Raw genomic sequence first — 16,327 nt, 5'->3', positions numbered from 1 at the left:
GCGCGATGACGAACACAGGTCTCGGCTTCGGCGTCTTGGGACCGTTGCTGATGACCAGCCACGGGGTACGGGTGCCGGTCGGCGCGCCCAAGCAACGGGCCGTGCTGGCGATGCTGCTGATCAACCGCAACCGGCCGGTGTCCGTCGACTCGTTGATCAACGCGGTATGGGACGAGGACCCGGTGCCGGCCGCGCGCACCAGCATCCAGGCCCACGTGTCGAACCTGCGCCGGCTGCTCCGCGACGCCGGGGCCGACCCGTCCCAGGTGCTCGCGAGCGCCCCGCCGGGATACCAGCTCAGCGTCGCCGACGCCGACTGCGATCTGGGGCGCTTCAGCGCCGCGAAGCTGGCGGGGAACCAGGCCGCCGCGGCGGGACGGTTCGAGGACGCCAGCCGGCAATTCTCGCTGGCGCTGGGTGAATGGCGCGGGCCGGTGCTCGACGACCTGCGCGGCTTCGCCTTCGTCGACGCCTTCGCCACCGCACTGATGGAGGAAAATGTCGCCACCCACACCGCCCGCGCCGAGGCCGAGATCGCGTGCGGGCGCGCCGGTGAGGTCATCGGCGAGCTGGAGGCGCTCACCGCCGAACATCCCTATCGCGAACCGCTGTGGGCGCAGCTGATCACCGCCTACTACGTCACCGAGCGCCAGTCCGATGCGCTCGGCGCGTACCGCCGGCTGAAGACGGCCCTGGCCGAGGGGCTCGGCATCGACCCCGGCCGCACCGTGAGCGCCTTGCACGAGCGGATCCTGCGCCAGGAACCGTTGGGCTTGAGGCGGGCCGACCTGACCACTCACAAGCGCGGCGCCTACCGGCAGGAGCCCACGACCGCCAGCATCCAGCTCGCGGAGTCCGCCGTTGCCCGGCTAGTCGACCAGACCGGGCGGATTCACCCGCTGACGGGAGCGACCACCAGGATCGGGCGCTTCACCGACAACGACATCGTTCTCGACGACACCGACGTCAGCCGCCACCACGCCGTCATCACAGACATCGGAACGGGTTTCATGATGACCGACCTGCGGTCCACCAACGGGGTGGAGGTGCAGGGCCAGCGCATCCGCGGCAGCGCCTCCCTAGCCGATGGCAACCGCATCCGCATCGGCGGCCACGAATTCACGTTCGAAATCGGCCCGGGCTGAGGCTATTTCGTCAGCCGCTTGGCCAACGTGTCCCGGCCGGGACCGCCGAGCTCGGCGAGCGCCGCCGGGCGGCCGGCCATCGCCATGAGCAGCGCCTCGCCGGGGCCGCTGACCTCGGGTCCCGTGCCGTGGGTCCAGTCGACGTCGGTGGCGCGCAGGCGCAGCCCCCGGATCCGGCGTCCCGCCCCCAGGCGGGGGTTGCCGGGCACCAGGCCGAGGACCCGCTGCAGCCGGTCGGCGGGGATGGTGCGCGGCCGGCCCAGCGAGCGGCGGATGTCCTGGTGGTGGATGGTGCCGTCGACGAGCGCGATCATTCCGCCGAAACCCGCTGTCAGACCGCGTGGTTCGAGGTGGTTCCGGAGGAATTCGAGGAGCTCTTCGGGGCGCAGCTGGGAGAACTCGTCGACGCCCACCTGGTTGGCCCGCACGACCCAGCCCTTCGCGAACCGCTTCAGCAGCCCCGCGGCGCCCAGCTCTTCGTAGCTGATCACATGCGCGACAACGTCTTTGACGGTCCATTTCGCGCACAGGCTGGGGATCTGCCAGTCCTGCGGCGTGAGGGTGGCCAGGAAGTCGGCGAGGTCGGCGCGCTCCGCGTGCGCCATGGTCATCAGGGTCGCCGTCATCGATGCGCCTCGACGCTGAGAAGGCGCTCGTAGCGATCCAGATACAGCGGCCAGCCGGCGTCGCCGTCGACGCCATCGGCGACCGACTCCCAGCCCGGACCGTGCCGGTCGAGGCGGCGGTGTTCGATCTCGACGCGCGTGCGGTCGCCGGACTCGGCGGTGAACCGGACCTCGACCTCGCTGGTCTTGGCCGGATCGGACTCCAGCTGCCAGGTCGGGCCGATGTCCCAGCTGAACACCACCCGGTGCGGCGGCTCGTAGGCCAGGATGCGCGCCCACCGGCAGACGCTGCCGTCGACGCCGCGGTCGTAGATGTGCCCACCGACGACGGGCTCGAACACGGTCTCGGCGATGGGGACGGCGAGCAGGTTGTGTTCGCGGGGCTTGAAGTCGCCGAACCGCTCGGTGAAGACGGCGAACGCGCGCTCGATCGGCGCGTTGACGACGACGTGGTGCGCGACGTTCGGTGGTCGGGTCATGACAGTTCCCCCTTGCTCTCGTCGATTGCTTCCGCGTAGGCGGCCAGCGCCTGGGTCCAAAACCGGTCGAGCTCGGCGCGCAGCGCCTCGAGGCCGGTCGGGTCGAGTTGGTAGACGCGGCGCGTTCCGGCGGCGCGGTCGCGAACCAGACCCGCCGACTTGAGGACCTTGAGGTGCTGGGAAACGGCCGGCCGGCTGACGGGCAGGTCGCGGGCCAACTCGCCGACCGCCGCCGGGCCGTTCGCAAGGCGTTCCACGATGGAGCGTCGTGTGCCGTCGGCCAGCGCCAGCCAGGCGTCGCCGTCGCGGGTGGCTCGGTAAGTGACCACGAACCGTAAGTCTAGGCTTACCAATGGGGTGCCGGCAAGAGTTCTTCGCCGTGCGGCCTTGTCAGGCTATCCTGACAAGATGAGCATTGCCGACGCATGGGATCAGGCCCAACAGGCGTGGCGCCGGCTGGGCGCGCGCAGCGGGCTTCCCAGCGGCGATGGGCTGGAGGCGCTGTCCGACATCGGCATGGTGCGTCGGATGCTGGACCAGGCGGAGTTGGCTGCGGTGCGGACTGCTCGGCGGCACGGCAAGTCGTGGGCCGAAATCGCCACCGAATTGGGTGTCACGCGCCAATCCGCGTGGGAACGCTGGCGGGACCTCGACGACTTCCCGGGCGGTGGTGAATCGACAGCTGTTGGTGGCGCGGCCGCCGAGGCGGTGGAGGCGCGCGTCCGGGAGGCGCCCTGGAGCGCGAAGGTGACGGTGCCCAATGTCGTTGGCCTCGAGTGGATCGCGGCCCGCGACTTGCTCAACGACAAGGGGCTGGTCGCCATGAACGCCCAACCGGACTTGCCATCCGAGCCCGGGGGCGCGGGCTGGATCGTCACTGATCAGGTCCCCGAGTCTGGCGCGCGGGTCAAGTCGGGTTCCGCGGTCCGGTTATGGCTCAACGGTCAGGGGGGCGCGGGCGTCCGCGAACCGCGTCGCCCGCGGCCGACGCCCATCTCGGCCCGCGGGATGCGGCCCGAACCGCGCGACCAGGCAGTCGGATAAACCGCCTGGAGCTCGACGCAAGTATTTCGCGGGACCCGCGTGCCCGCCTACCGTTAGGTGCGGCGCAGCGGCGCCGGGTTCCACAGGCCGCTGCGCGTGGCGATGCCGAGCTGCAACCGGGCGGGCTGGGCGTCGGGGTAGTAGGGCGTCAACCGTTGCAGCGACCCCCAGTCGCGCGACCAGTCGTCCTTCAGGTACGTCGCCATCGTGGTCGCCTTCACCAGCAACTCGGTGACGCCCAACGGGCCGCCGCCGTTGTTGTCCATCACCGGTGAGTTGGCCTCGGCGCCGAAACGGTCCGGCAGGATGCGCCACTTCGGCGTCTCGTCGACGCCGTTCTGGTGGCCGAACGGGCGCTGACACGGAAACGCCAGGCCGACAAGCCAATCCAGGAACACCGGGTCTTTGGACCCGACGACGTCCTGCAGCGTGCGCAGCTGCGGGATCCGCGGGGGCGTCAGCGCGATCCAGTGCTGCGGCGCCAGGTCTTCGTCGTCGGCGACCAGGCGGATCTGGGTGGCGGCGCTCGGGATGGCCGACAGCGGCAGCCGCAGGTTGCGCCAGGCCGGGGAGGCGCCGACGTCCGACAACTGGAACGACCCGCCGGGGTGCCCGCCGGCGGCTTCGTCGTCGGTGGCCCACTGCACCTGGACCTCGCGGGGGTCGAAGCGGCCCGCCGCGCTGACCACTAGCAGCGGCCGCGCCTTGTCGCGGGCGGGCAGCCGATACCAGCCCGAGCGCAGGTGGGCCGGAACCTGGATGCCCGCGCGCCAGCTGCCGAGCACCGGTGTGCGGGCCGGGTCGATGTTATAGGGCAGCTGGGCGACCGACCCGTTGATTCCCGGTGCCGGGTTGGTGCCGCCCTCGGTGCCGGGCTCGGCGCCGGTGGTCAGCCTGTCCTCGTTGATGAAGCTGCGATCGCCGGGACGTTCCATCACCGGGTCGGCGCGCACGTCGGCCGGAATGCCGTTGGGGGTGAAGGCCTCCGACAGGCCCGCTCCCAGGGCGTCTCCTACCGACGCGGCCACCGGGGTCAGCATGCCGGCGTTGGGGTCCTGCTCCACCAGCACGTCTTCGGCCAGCCCGCAGGACTTTCCGGCCAGCGCCTCGAGGTTGGAGCGGCCGACCGACCAGGCCGGGTACTGGTCGATCATCGCGAGCGTCAGCGAAACCACCTCGAACACCACCAGGATCCACGTCGCAATTGCCAACGGGGACTGGACAATTCCGGCGACGCGTGCGCCGTAGCGGGTCTTGGGTGGCCCGTTGTCGGGGTTGACGAAGTGGAACCACGCCGCCAGCAGCAGCACCAACAGCGCCAGCACGAGCAGCGCCGTGGCGGCGGCGTAATGCCACGCGGGGAACGAATTCGACCACGGCACACCGAAGTTCGACACGTACCACCAGCCGTTGACGCTGGCGAACGACAACGCCAACAGGAACACCACCACGGCGGCGTATACGGTGCGGTTGCGCCGGGATCGCATGGCCATGGAGGTCACGGCGACCGCCGCCAGCGCGCCCAGCGGCCCGGCCAGCCCGGCGAACACCCCGAAGTGGTGGGTCCATTTGGTGGGGGTGAACATCATCGCGACGAACGAGATGATGGTGATCCCGACGATCCGGCGGCTCGGCCCGGCCGCCGTGCCGGGAATTCGGCCCTTGCGCAACGACATTGCGACGGTTATCGCCAGCGCCAAAACCAGGGCCAGCACGGCGAATCGGCGGGCGACCGACCCGTCGGGGCTGGCCATGAACAGCCGCTCGTAGCGGAGGTGTTCGTCGAACCAGCTCAAGCTGGGTCCGAGCGCGCGCTTGAGCGCGGTCGCCTGCATTTCGCCGGCCAGGGTCTGGTCACGGAAGATCAGGATCACGGTGACGGTGGCCGCGGCCAACAGGGGCGCCACCAGCGGCAGCACCCCGAACTGTCTGGATCGTCGGTGGATGATGGTGCGCAGCGGCCCGATCGCGACCAGCAGCGCGCCGATCGAGGCGATACCCGTCGGACCGGAGAACAAGGTCAGCGCGCCGATGATGCACGCGATCGCCACCGGCAGCAGCCGGTTGGTGGCCACCGCCCGTTCCACCGAGCACCAGGTGAGCAGGATGCCCAGGGCGATGATCGGTTCGGGGCGAAGCCCGTTGTCCAGCGGCAACCAGGTCGCCAGGAACAGCCCCGCGGCCGTCCACGCCGCCGCCCGGTTGGTCTTCACGGCGTGACCCAGGCGGGGCATGACCTCGCGGCTGATCGCCCACCAGCACGTCAGCGCCATCGCCAGGGTGGGCAACCGCATCCAGATGCTGGTGGTGCTGACATGGGCCCACACCGCCAGCAGGTCGTAGTACCACCCGAACGGGGCCTCGGGCGTGCCCAGCCAGCGGTAGTAGTTGGCCATGTAGCCGGCGTGTTCGGACACCCGGGCCATGGTCAGGATGTAGCCGTCGTCGGAGGTGTTGGCGCCGACGAAATGCCACCAGGCCAGCACCGCGATGACGAGGGCGTCCAGGCCGCCGATCGACCACCAGCGGGCGGGCAGGAAGCGTCGGTGCCGGGTGCCGTCGGCGGTGTCGAGGACGTGCAGCGCCACCAGGGCGGCGGCGGTCAGCACCACCCCGAGGATCATCGCCGCCATCTTCAGCTGGGTGGGGCTGCTGCTGTAGCGGGTGTCGACGGTGGCTGAGAAGCTCAGGCCGGGCGGCGCCGGCCCGGCAAGGTCGGTGAACACGCCGACGATCTGCGGCCGGAAGTCGTAGCCGCTTTTCTCACCGCGCAGCGGCGCGCCGGGATGCTCGGCGTTGGGCCCCTGGGTCAGTCCGACGAACTCGGCGGTGACGCGGTCGGCGTGCGCGGTGAAGGTCAGCCGCTGGCAGGCCGGGCTGAGCACCTGGCTCAGCGGGGCGGTGACCACCGCGACGTTGCGCACCACCAGCACCAGATAGTCGTTGGCGCGCTGGATCAGCAGTCCGCGGTCGACGGCCTTGGGGGCCTGTTTGGGCACTGTCGACAGCAGCACCGTCTTGCCGGCGTTCTGCGGGCCGGCCAGCCCGGCGGCCGCCTGACACGGCACGGCGACGTTCAAATCCGTTGCCACATAACTGATCAGCGGCGCATCGACGCTGCCGAATGTGCCGTTCTGCGGCCAGTTCAGTTGGGCGGTGGTCTGGTTGACCGGCAGCACCGGGGTGGCGATCGCCAGCAGGGCGCCCAGCAGACCGGCGACGGTAGCAACAAGCCGGGCGATCCGGTAGTTACCTCCCGCGTCCTCCACGGGGGTAGATGGTAGTTGTGCGGCCAAGTCAGCCGGGGTTTCGGTGGCCATCAGCTCGGCTTGCGGACGGCCAGCACGAAGGGGCCGACGGTGTCGACGGCGAAACGGGGATCGGCGAATAGCGCCGCCGGCAGGTCCACGGTGTACCGGCGGACGTTGGGCTGGTTCGGGTAGACGTCCTGCGCCAACCGCAACGTGTAGGTGCTGTTCGCGCCGCGGCGCATCAGAAACACGGTCGGCGGGGGCCACGGCGAGGTGTCGAGCGCGTGGATGAACTCGTCGGGGGTCTTGAGCTTGGACCACTTCTCGATCTGCGCGGCCCGCAGGTCGAACTGTGCCAGCGGGTTGGCGTAATGCGACGTCAGCCCCTGGAATCCCCAGTAGGGGTAGTAGGACAGGAAGCTGTAGTCGGCCGTCATCACCACGATCTGGTCGCGGGGCTTGCCGGTCACCTTCAGGATGGCGGCGTCGATCTCGGCGTAGAACTTCTCGGAGCTCGGCGGGCGGCGATCGCCGCGCTGGCCGTGGCCGTCGGTGTCCGTGTAGGCGATGGTCAGGTCGGGCCGCAGCACGTCGGGGATGTCCTGGCTGAACGCGATCGCGGCGGCCAGGCCGATGGCGCCGGCCACCGGAGCTATCGCGCGGCTCCGTGGGGCAAGGTGTTTGACGGCTTCCACGAACCCGAATGCGCCGGCGGCGACCAGCAGCACGGTCAGCGTGGGCTGCAGCCGGAACGACAACAGCGTGGTGCGCGCCAGCGTGGTCAGCATCGACAGCAGCGACCACAGGTAGACGCCCAGCACGCCGATGGCCAGGGCGCCCGCCCGCACCGACGACCGCGCGCGCACCACCAGCCAGAGGGCGCCCAGCATGCAGACCGCGCCCAGCAGCGAGAACTGCAGCATCGGGAAGGTCAGCACGGCGCCGTCGGCCGGCAGGTAGTGGAAGGCGCTGCCGCCGTTGCTGACCGGGCTGCTCGCCGCGCGCAGCAGGAACGGCAGCCAGGTGGTGCTGGCGATGGCCGCCGCGATGGCCGCGATCACGGCGAGCCGGCGCAGCGGGTCGAGCGCGGCCCCGAAGCCGCCGCGCCGCCAGCGCGCGCCGGCCAGCAGCACCGCCATCAGCAGGACGGTGAACGCGCTGAAGCCGAACAGCAGCGTGTACCAGGTGGCCGCCCAGCCGAGGAACAGCCCGGCGCCGACGACCGCCGCCCAGCCCTGGCCGCCGCGCTCGCCCGCGCGCAAACCCGACCACGTCAGCACCAGCACAGGCGGCAACAGCACCGTGATCATCGCGGAGTAGGGCTCCGGCGAGCTGTAGGCCAGCGTCACCGCCGCGGTCGCGGTCGTGACGATCAGCGCGTACTCGAAGCGGATCATCCGCCACCACAGCACCAGCGCGACGGCCACCGCGATGGTGATCGAGGTGATCGCCCACGGCTTGTACATCTCCCAGGCCGGCGTGCCCGTCAGCGCCGCGACGCGGCCGCCGATCCAGAACCAGCCCGGCGGATAGAACGTCGGCAGCCCGAGGTAGGTCATGTCGTGCAGGGCCGGGCTGTCCGCGAGCCGGGTCACGTATTCGGTGCGGAACTGCTGGTCCACCGAGATGCCGAACAGATACAGCTTGGTCGCCCCCAGCGGCATGCCGAGCGTCACGACCGTGAAGGCCGAGACGAAGACCAGCCCGCCCAGCTGGACAAGCATCCGACGACGTCCGCGCCGCCATGCCCAGCCGACGGCGACCAGCCCGGCCAGGCAGCCGACCTGCCCGACGGTGGTCAGTGCATGCAGCTGGTTCGACGACGGGAAGGCCGGCCATTGCACGCCGGCGATCGCGATCAGGGACGGCACCGCCACGGCGACGGCGACCGCCACCGCGGCGGCCGTCTGGCCGAGACTGGCCAGCGCGTTGCGCATGGTTAGATTGGCAGCTTGCGGAAGATGCTCCGCGGGATGTGCCGCAACACCATCATCACGTACCTGAATGCCGCTGGCGCCCAAACCAATTCCTTACCTTTAGCGGACGCGGTCACCGCCAGGTTGGCGACGTACTCCTTGTCGACGGTGAGCGGCGCCTCCTTGACGTGCGCGCTCATCCGGGTACGCACCTGGCCCGGGCGGATCACCAGCACGCGAACCCCATACTCACGCAACGCCTCGCCCAGGCCCAGGTAGAAGCCGTCCAGACCCGCCTTGGTCGAGCCGTAGACGAAGTTGGACCGCCGCACCCGCTCTCCGGCGGCCGAGCTCATCGCGATGATCTGGCCGAAGCCCTGCGCGCGCATCTTCTCGCCCAGCAGCACGCCGACGGAAACGGCCGCGGTGTAGTTGATTTCGGCGGCCAAGACGGCCTTGTGCTGGTTCTGCCACAGCTCCTCGGCGTCGCCGAGGATGCCGAACGCCACGATGGCCACGTCGACGTCGCCGCCATTGAACGCCTGGTCGATCATCTTCGGGTGGCTGTCGGGATCGGTGGCCTCGAAGTCGATCAGCTCCACCGACCGCGCCCCCGCGGCCTTCATCTGGGCCACCGCGTCGTCACGGCCCGGGTCATTGGGCATGGCCGCCAAGATGATTCGCGCGTGCGCGTTCTGCAGGTAGCGTTCGCAGATGGCCAGCCCGATCTCGGAGGTGCCACCGAGCAGCAGGATGGTCTGCGGATTTCCCACGGCGTCGAGCACCATTTACAACAACTCCAAGCGTCGGGCCATGTCGGAGGCGAACACCCCCGTCGGGTCTACCTTGCGGCGCACCGCGATCCACTCGTCGATGCGCGGATACATGGCATGGAAGGTTTCGGCGGTGGTGCGCGAATCCTTGGCCGTATAGACCCGCCCACCGAATTCCAGGACCCGGCGGTCGAGTTCGTTGAGGAACTCGTTGAGTCCCGGTTTGATGGGGAAGTCGACGCACACGTTCCAGCCCGGGATGGGGAAGCTCAGCGGCGCCTTGTTGCCGGGGCCGAACAGCTTGAACACATTGAGAAACGAGTAGTGCCCGGACCTTTGGATGTCGCGGATGATGTTCTTGAACTCCTCGACGGCGGTGGTGGGCACAACGAATTGGTACTGGCCGAAACCGGCTGGGCCGTAGGCGCGGTTCCATTCGCCGAACATGTCAAGCGGGTGGTAGAACTGCGTCAGGTTCTGAATCTTGCCGCGGTAGGTGCCGGACTTGCGGTACCACAACTCGCCGATCGGCCCGAAGGTGTACTTGTTGGCCAACCCGTTCGGGAACACGTCGGGAAACGTAAGAAGTTGCGGCGCATCGAATTTCAGCGGATCGCGGCGGAGCTTCGGCGGCAACTGGTCGAGCTTGGCCAGCGAGCCGCGCGAAATCGCCGCGCGGCCGAGTTTCGGTGGCGCGCTGATCGCGTCGAACCAAGCGCTGGAATAGGTGTAGTTGGATTCGCTGCCGTCGCTGTGAAACGCGATCGTCTCGTCCAGGCTGCCGGTGACGTCGCCGTCGGCGATGAAATAGGCGGTCTCCGTCGGCGTCATCTCGACGTTGACCCGAAGGATGATTCCGGTAAGGCCGTTCCCCCCGACCGTGGCCCAGAACAGTTCGGAATCCGTACCGGTCGGAGTGAGGTGGCGCACCTGGCCGTCGGCGGTCAGCAGGTCCAGGCTGCGTACGTGGTTGCCGAAGCTGCCCGCGCTGTGATGGTTCTTGCCGTGGATGTCGCAGGCGATCGCGCCGCCGATGGTCACCTGCCGGGTGCCCGGCAGCACCGGTACCCACAATCCGAACGGCAGCGCGGCCCGCATCAGCTGGTCGAGGTTGACCCCGGCATCGAGATCGACCAGCGCGCTGTCGGCGTCGATCGAGTGAATGCGGTTCAGCGCGGTCATGTCGACAACCAGTCCGCCGCCGTTTTGGGCGTTGTCGCCGTAGGAACGGCCCAGCCCGCGGGCGATCACGCCGCGGTCACCCCCGTTGGCCACGGCTTTGGCGATCTCTTCGGGGTCCGGAGTGGAGAGCACCGTCGCCACAGAGGGAGCCGTGCGGCCCCAGCCGGTGAGCCGTTTGGTCGTCAACATCGTCAAAGAGGGTACCGCTTGGCCAGGTCGGTCAGCGGATGCGGAAGATAACGGCTCGCTGCACGATGAAGTTGATCACCGTCGCCGTGCCCTGCGCGATCACGAACGCGACGGGTATGGCCCAGCTCCGGTAGTGCAGAAGCGCGAGGCTGAGGTGGTTGAGCCCGACCTGCACCGAGAAGGTGACGGCGTAGAGCACCATGACCGCGACGAAGCGCGCGGTGCTCGGCGCCGCCTGAAACGTCCAGCGCCGGTTGATCAGGTAGGCGGTGATGGTGCCGACGATGAAACTGGTTGCTTTCGACAGGTCGACCTGCAGCCCCACCGCCTGGTAGAGCACCAGGTAGAGGCCGAAGTCGACGATCCCGGCCAGACCGCCGGTTACGACGAAACGCATCACCTGTGTCGTCAGACCCAGGTGTGGGCGCGCGGGAAGGGCGCCAGGTTCTGGGGGGATCATTGCGGCGAGTCTATCGGGGCCGGCACCGCCGGCATCGAGAGTTAGCGGGGCAGCTTCACCGCGATGAGCTCGACCTGGTTTTCGCCTTGTGGCGTCGTGTAGGTAACCGTTTCGCCGGCCTTGCGCCCCGCCAGGGCCTGTCCCAACGGGCTGCGCGCGGTCAGCGTCTCGGCCTCGCGGCCGATCGGGGTCTCCTCGACGATGGAAATCACGTGCATGGTGACGACTTCCCCGTCGGGGAACCGCAGCGTGACCTCGGTGCCCCCGGGCAGCGTCTCGGAGTCGTCCGAGTGCGACGGTCCGCTCCGCAGGCGCCGGTCCAGTTCGTTGATCCGGTCGCCGAGGACGACGAGCTCGTCGGCGCGTTGTATCGCCTCTGCCGCGTCTCCGTGGTCGCCGACCATGCCGCGGTCGTTTTTGACCTCGACCTCGAGGCGATCACGCCGCTGCTTCAGGCGGTCCAGCTCCGCGGCGAGGTTTTCCCGCGCCTCATCCGCCGCCGACTTGGCTTTTTTGCTCACGTCAGTCGACCCGATCCTGTCTGCCGTCACTTGCTGACCTGTAGCGCTACAGTGTTGCACCACCACCTGGGCAGCCGCCACCTTACGCGCAAGGAAACTTGGTTCTTGTACACATACCCAGTAGTGCGGCGAATCTATCTCCGTTTGCTGGTGAACTTTGTCGGCGCGCGGTCTGCGCGCTAGGCCCAGCCCCCTGCCGTCACCGGGCCGGCGGTAAGGGTGACCACGTTGTTGCGGCTCTCGCGCGCCTCAACTGCGGACACCCACACCCGGCCGCCGGTCGCGAGCGCGACGATCCGCTCCGCGGTCTCGAACACCCAGGCCGCCGAACCCTCCATGCCGGTGTTGTCCATGATGCGCAGATCGACGACCCCCCGCTCGGCCAGCAGTTCGAACAGGTCGCGCTGTGGGTCGTCCTGTGCGATCAGGGTGGTGTGGTCGAACTGGTATCGCAGCGCCGTGCGGACTTCGGCGACGGCGCTGCCGTCGACCACCAGGCCGGTGCCGGGTTCGGTCTCGGCGCAAGCGAACTCGACCTGGAAGCTCCGCTCGTAGCCGTGCAGGAAAAAACGCTTGCCCCGGTTGGCCCACGAGCGATGGCAGCACGGCAGCTCGTCGAAGAGCTTGCGCATGTGGAACCGCGCGGCCCTGCCGATCGGGGTGTCGGCGCGATGAATGGTGGCGACGTACACGTCGTCGTCGATGGCAATGTGACTCATGAGTGCAGCGTCGGGTCGCCGCCTTGACGGATCCTTGAAAGATCCTTGGCGCGTCAGCAGGCGTTGTCGATTCCGGCCGCCGCGTGACTTCTGCGTGAGACCATTCGCTGATCGGGGCGTACCACAGGAGTCGAGATGAAGGCGTTATCCGAGGAAGAACTGTTGATCAACCAGCAGGCCGCAAGCGTCGCCGCCTCGGTCGTCCCCGAGGCTGTGGTGGCAGCGACACGGTGCGAGCAGGTGACGGACGCCATGACGGCCGAGGCGGTCGGTGTCGGCGCGGTCACCCGCTGGGGGATGCGCGTGAGCCGGAAGATGAGTCGGGCGATGCCCACCATGACGAACGTCGGCGGGATGGCGAAGTACATGGAGATGGCCGGCCTGCCGGACAGCTTCATCCTCGCCATCGCAGGGACCCACGTGTATGCGCTCGAGGACAGACGCGACGGGGGGCAGCTCGTCGCGGGCAAGATCCTCAAAACCTGGGACCGCGGCTTTCGCGCCAGCTTCGGTACTCCGCAGATGCAACGCAGCATGGGGGTGCCCGACGATCGTCAAATGCTGATCCTCTTTCTGCCGATCGAAGGTGGCGGGAACCGGTACCTGTCGGCTGCGGCGCGCAACAATCCGGGCGCGGGGTTCCCGCACAAGTTCATGGTCGCGCGGGACGCTCCCAGCCAGCGCGTGATCGACGAGTTGCGCCCGACCACCCCGACGGTGATCACCGGGGGAAAGATCACTGGCGGCATGGCCGGCGGCGCGCCGTTCGCGCCGGCGCAACCGTCGGCCGCCCAGCGCCTGCAGGAGCTGGAGACGCTGCGCGCCTCGGGTGCGATCTCCGACGCTGAATATGCGGCCAAGCGGGAGCAGATCATCGCCGAGATATGAAGCGCCGGCGCTTGGCGATGATGGATTAAGGACCCGGGTCGCCCTCGATGAGCATGGGAGCGACTTGCCGGTTGGCTCCGCCGTTGCTCACCCACGGTTGGGAATTCGGGCTCATGATGCCGAACATGAAGTGGTGGCAAGCGTTCATGTCCCAGTCCGGCGTCCCGCCGCTGGGCTGCGGCAGCGGCATGTCAGGGCACCAGATGTAGCTGCACGCGTGGTAGTTGCATATCGATTTCGGATAGGTGAAGGCGTGGGCCGTCCCCGTGGCGAGCCCGAGGGCGGCGAGCGCGGTGCCACCCGACAGCAGCGCGCCGGCGGCCGCCCGCCTGATGCGGTGAACCTTGGTGTTCATGTCCCGATGCCCTTCCTTCCGCTTGGCCAGACGCGACGTTTCGTGCCGTCATTAAATGCCGGCGCGCTCGCCTACCGATCGCAAGAATGGATAGTTAACTCGCGCCCACGAGGCGCGGCAGCGAATCGCGGAAATTCGCGGGCCGGCATTTTGCCCGTTAGACCCAGTACGGCACCCGGGCGCGATACTGCCGCATTCCGAAGGCCGCCAGCAGCCACCCGACGACCGTCAGCACCAGGACCACCACCCAGTGCCGCAGTTCCTGGTGGGCGCCCAGCAGCGGGGCGCGAACGATGTCGAGGTAGTGCAGCAGCGGGTTGAGCTCGACGATGCTCGCCCAGCGTCCGGCGCCCTGCGCCCGCATCGTGTCGTCGTTCCAGATGATCGGCGTCATGAAGAACAGCAACTGCACGACTGAGTTGAGCAGCGGGCCGATGTCGCGGTACCGGGTCGCCAGGATGCCGAAACACAGTGACACCCAAATCGAATTGAGCACGATCAGCGCAAGCGCCGGGATGACCGAGAGGTCGGCCCACGACCACGGCTTGGGAAAGATGATCGCGACGACGACGTAGATCACGATGTTGTGCGCGAACAAGAGCATCTGCCGCCACACCAGCCGGTAGACGTGCACCGAGAGCGGCGTGGGCAGTTGCTTGATCAGCCCCTCGTTGGCGACGAATACGTCCGCGCCCTCCAGGATCGAGGCGTTGATCAGGTTCCAAATGATCAGCCCGAGCGTGACGTAGGGCAGGTGCACCGCCAGGTCCAGGTGGAACAACTTCGAATACAGGCCGCCCATCGCTACGGCCGTCGTTCCGGTCGCGATGGTGATCCAGAACGGTCCCAGCACCGAGCGGCGGTAGCGCTGCTTGATGTCCTGCCAGCCCAGGTGCAGCCACAGCTCGTGCCGACGGAAGCCGGCGACCAGGTCGTTACGGGCCCGGGTGAAGGTCCGCGACTGCGCGGCGGCGTCGACAAACGTCATGTGCGCCACTCTCCCCCGCAAGCGGGAGGTGCCCCCACCTCATCGCTCCGCTCTGCATCGTCGCCGGCGCGCGTCACGCGGTTCCTCCCGGCTTGCCGAAGCGCTCCCGACGCCCCAAGCGGCGCAATCGAATCCAATCAGACAGGCCCTTGGGGTCGCGGCGGGTCACCAGGAAGAACCAGCCGAATCGGACCCACTCCTGGAACAGGAGCTTGCGCAGGCCCGGCTGCGCCATCAGGTAGCCGCGGTTGCGGTAGGTGAAGAACCGCTTGATGGCGTCGTCGGGATACTGCGTATGCATCCGGCCGCCCAGGATCGGCTTGAACTCGTCGGATCCGCACGGATGCAGGTAGACCGCGTCGAGGCAGGTTCCGAACGGCAGGCCGGAGCGAACCAGCCGGCGGTGCATTTCCACCTCGTCGCCACGAACGAACAGCCGCAGGTCCGGCACGCCGATCGACTCCAGCGTCGACGCCTTGAACAGCGCGCCGTTGAACAACGACGCGATCCCGCGCAGCAGATCCTGCCCCTCCTCGGTACGCAATTCGCTTGCGCGCCTGCGCCATACCAGCCCGCGACGCAACGGAAAGGCCAGCCGCTGCGGGTCGTCCATGTTGCACACCATCGGCGACACCTCGGCCAGGCCGTATTTCTCGGCGCAGGCCAGCAGCGTCGCCAGCACGTGCGAGTCCTGGGGGCGCCCGTCGTCGTCGGCGAGCCACACCCAGTCGGCGCCCTGCGCCAGCGCGTGCAGCATGCCCAGCGCGAAACCGCCCGCGCCGCCGAGGTTTCGGCGCGAGCTCAAGTAGGTCGTCGAAATGGGTTGGCCGGCAACCAAATCACGGACCCGGCCGTCACCGTCGTTGTCGACCACGATCAGGTGATCGGGCAAGCGGGTTTGCGTGCTGAGCACATCCAGCGACTTGGCGAGCTCGTCGGGACGCCGGTGGGTGACCACGACGGCGAAGATTGTTTCGCTCATGGCTGCCCGGCGGTCTCGGCCAGCACCTCGCGCACGTGCCGCGCCGCGTCCTCGCCCTCGTACGCGCGCACCACGTCCTCGATGCCGCCCGACATGCGGATGACGCCGTGGTCGATCCACATCGCGGTCTTGCACAGCCGGGCCAGGAACTCGTTGGAATGGCTTGCGAACACCAAGATTCCGGAGCGCTCCACCAGGCGCTGCAGCCGGGTCTGCGCCTTCTTCAGGAAGTCGGCGTCCACCGCCCCGATGCCCTCGTCGAGCAGCAGGATCTCGGGGTCGATGCTGGTGACCACGCCCATCGCCAGCCGAACCCGCATCCCGGTCGAGTAGGTGCGCAGCGGCATCGACAGGTAGTCGCCCAGCTCGGTGAACTCGGCGATCTCGTCGACCTTGGCCAACATCTGCTTTCGGGTCTGCCCGAGAAACAGGCCGCGGATGATGATGTTCTCGTAGCCCGAGATCTCCGGGTCCATGCCGACCCCGAGGTCGAAGACCGGCGCGACCCGGCCGGTGACCTTCGCCCACCCGCGGGTCGGCTCGTAGATGCCCGAAAGTAGGCGCAGCAGCGTCGATTTCCCGGCCCCGTTGTGGCCCACGAGCCCCACCCGGTCGCCCAACTCGAGCTTCATGGTGATGTCGCGCAACGCCTCGACGACCACCACGTTGGAACTGTTACGGCCGATCGTGCCGCCCGCCTTGCCCAGGAACGCCTTCTTCAACGACCGCGACTTGGCGTCGAAGATGGGAAATTCCACCCACGCGTCGCGCGTCTCGATATGAGGACCTGGACCCGGCAGCGTCATGCG

17 protein-coding genes are annotated in these 16,327 nt (G+C 68.4%); 3 read left to right on the top strand and 14 right to left on the bottom strand.

Going from position 1 to position 16,327, the window contains the following annotated elements; all coding sequences use genetic code 11:
- Positions 1-5 precede the first annotated feature (5 nt).
- Positions 6-1,145, top strand: coding sequence for a BTAD domain-containing putative transcriptional regulator (locus tag AC5Y5E_RS23095; RefSeq protein WP_499905305.1), 1,140 nt, complete (start codon positions 6-8; stop codon positions 1,143-1,145).
- 2 nt (positions 1,146-1,147) lie between these two features.
- On the opposite strand, the gene AC5Y5E_RS23090 is transcribed toward AC5Y5E_RS23095, so the two are convergent.
- Genes AC5Y5E_RS23090 through AC5Y5E_RS23080 form a run of 3 tightly spaced genes read right to left on the bottom strand, consistent with a single transcriptional unit; the run spans position 1,148 to position 2,579 of the window.
- Positions 1,148-1,771 (bottom strand): maleylpyruvate isomerase family mycothiol-dependent enzyme, encoded by a 624-nt coding sequence (locus AC5Y5E_RS23090; RefSeq protein WP_499905304.1) that lies wholly within the window; start codon positions 1,769-1,771, stop codon positions 1,148-1,150.
- A complete protein-coding gene (locus tag AC5Y5E_RS23085) occupies positions 1,768-2,250 on the bottom strand; it encodes an SRPBCC family protein (protein WP_499905303.1) in 483 nt (160 codons plus the stop codon). The genes AC5Y5E_RS23090 and AC5Y5E_RS23085 overlap by 4 nt, the downstream gene beginning before the upstream one ends.
- On the bottom strand, positions 2,247-2,579 hold the full coding sequence (locus tag AC5Y5E_RS23080) for an ArsR/SmtB family transcription factor (protein ID WP_499905301.1): 333 nt from the start codon (positions 2,577-2,579) through the stop codon (positions 2,247-2,249). The genes AC5Y5E_RS23085 and AC5Y5E_RS23080 overlap by 4 nt, the downstream gene beginning before the upstream one ends.
- A gap of 79 nt (positions 2,580-2,658) precedes the next feature.
- Here AC5Y5E_RS23080 and AC5Y5E_RS23075 point away from each other — a divergent pair, with 79 nt between their 5' ends.
- On the top strand, positions 2,659-3,294 hold the full coding sequence (locus AC5Y5E_RS23075; RefSeq protein ID WP_499905300.1) for a PASTA domain-containing protein: 636 nt from the start codon (positions 2,659-2,661) through the stop codon (positions 3,292-3,294).
- A gap of 53 nt (positions 3,295-3,347) precedes the next feature.
- Here the strand turns inward: AC5Y5E_RS23075 and AC5Y5E_RS23070 are convergent, their stop codons facing one another.
- From AC5Y5E_RS23070 to AC5Y5E_RS23040, 7 genes are all read right to left on the bottom strand, one after another.
- On the bottom strand, positions 3,348-6,614 hold the full coding sequence (locus AC5Y5E_RS23070) for an arabinosyltransferase domain-containing protein (protein WP_499905298.1): 3,267 nt from the start codon (positions 6,612-6,614) through the stop codon (positions 3,348-3,350).
- A complete protein-coding gene (locus tag AC5Y5E_RS23065) occupies positions 6,614-8,482 on the bottom strand; it encodes a galactan 5-O-arabinofuranosyltransferase (protein WP_499905296.1) in 1,869 nt (622 codons plus the stop codon). Before AC5Y5E_RS23065 ends, AC5Y5E_RS23070 begins: the two co-directional genes overlap by 1 nt.
- A 2-nt stretch (positions 8,483-8,484) precedes the next feature.
- Positions 8,485-9,249, bottom strand: a complete 765-nt coding sequence (dprE2, locus tag AC5Y5E_RS23060; protein ID WP_499905295.1) for a decaprenylphospho-beta-D-erythro-pentofuranosid-2-ulose 2-reductase — start codon at positions 9,247-9,249, stop codon at positions 8,485-8,487.
- On the bottom strand, positions 9,250-10,605 hold the full coding sequence (dprE1, locus tag AC5Y5E_RS23055; RefSeq protein WP_499905294.1) for a decaprenylphosphoryl-beta-D-ribose oxidase: 1,356 nt from the start codon (positions 10,603-10,605) through the stop codon (positions 9,250-9,252). It lies immediately after the preceding gene.
- A gap of 31 nt (positions 10,606-10,636) precedes the next feature.
- A complete protein-coding gene (locus tag AC5Y5E_RS23050) occupies positions 10,637-11,002 on the bottom strand; it encodes a GtrA family protein (RefSeq protein ID WP_499905726.1) in 366 nt (121 codons plus the stop codon).
- Positions 11,003-11,106: 104 nt separating this feature from the next.
- Positions 11,107-11,586, bottom strand: a complete 480-nt coding sequence (locus AC5Y5E_RS23045) for a GreA/GreB family elongation factor (RefSeq protein WP_499905292.1) — start codon at positions 11,584-11,586, stop codon at positions 11,107-11,109.
- Between the two features lie 179 nt (positions 11,587-11,765).
- Positions 11,766-12,305, bottom strand: a complete 540-nt coding sequence (locus AC5Y5E_RS23040; RefSeq protein WP_499905291.1) for a 6-carboxytetrahydropterin synthase — start codon at positions 12,303-12,305, stop codon at positions 11,766-11,768.
- Between the two features lie 162 nt (positions 12,306-12,467).
- On the opposite strand from AC5Y5E_RS23040, the gene AC5Y5E_RS23035 reads away from it, so the two are divergent.
- Positions 12,468-13,193, top strand: a complete 726-nt coding sequence (locus AC5Y5E_RS23035) for an SHOCT domain-containing protein (protein ID WP_499905290.1) — start codon at positions 12,468-12,470, stop codon at positions 13,191-13,193.
- A 25-nt stretch (positions 13,194-13,218) separates the two neighbouring features.
- On the opposite strand, the gene AC5Y5E_RS23030 is transcribed toward AC5Y5E_RS23035, so the two are convergent.
- The 4 genes from AC5Y5E_RS23030 to wzt form a co-directional block, all read right to left on the bottom strand.
- Complete coding sequence (locus AC5Y5E_RS23030; RefSeq protein ID WP_499905288.1) at positions 13,219-13,548, bottom strand: hypothetical protein; 330 nt, start codon at positions 13,546-13,548, stop codon at positions 13,219-13,221.
- A 157-nt stretch (positions 13,549-13,705) separates the two neighbouring features.
- Entirely contained in the window at positions 13,706-14,536 is an 831-nt protein-coding gene (gene wzm, locus AC5Y5E_RS23025) for a galactan export ABC transporter permease subunit Wzm/RfbD (RefSeq protein WP_499905287.1), read from the bottom strand.
- A gap of 73 nt (positions 14,537-14,609) precedes the next feature.
- Positions 14,610-15,518 (bottom strand): galactofuranosyltransferase GlfT1, encoded by a 909-nt coding sequence (glfT1, locus tag AC5Y5E_RS23020; RefSeq protein ID WP_499905285.1) that lies wholly within the window; start codon positions 15,516-15,518, stop codon positions 14,610-14,612.
- The gene (gene wzt / locus AC5Y5E_RS23015) at positions 15,515-16,324 is read right to left on the bottom strand and encodes a galactan export ABC transporter ATP-binding subunit Wzt/RfbE (RefSeq protein WP_499905284.1); all 810 of its coding nucleotides are present in this window, start codon (positions 16,322-16,324) and stop codon (positions 15,515-15,517) included. Before wzt ends, glfT1 begins: the two co-directional genes overlap by 4 nt.
- Positions 16,325-16,327: the final 3 nt, after the last annotated feature.

It is taken from the genome of Mycobacterium sp. NGS54, assembly GCF_059812465.1.
The sequence above is the reverse complement of the archived record's forward strand: the minus strand, read 5'-3'. Positions and strand labels throughout refer to the sequence as shown.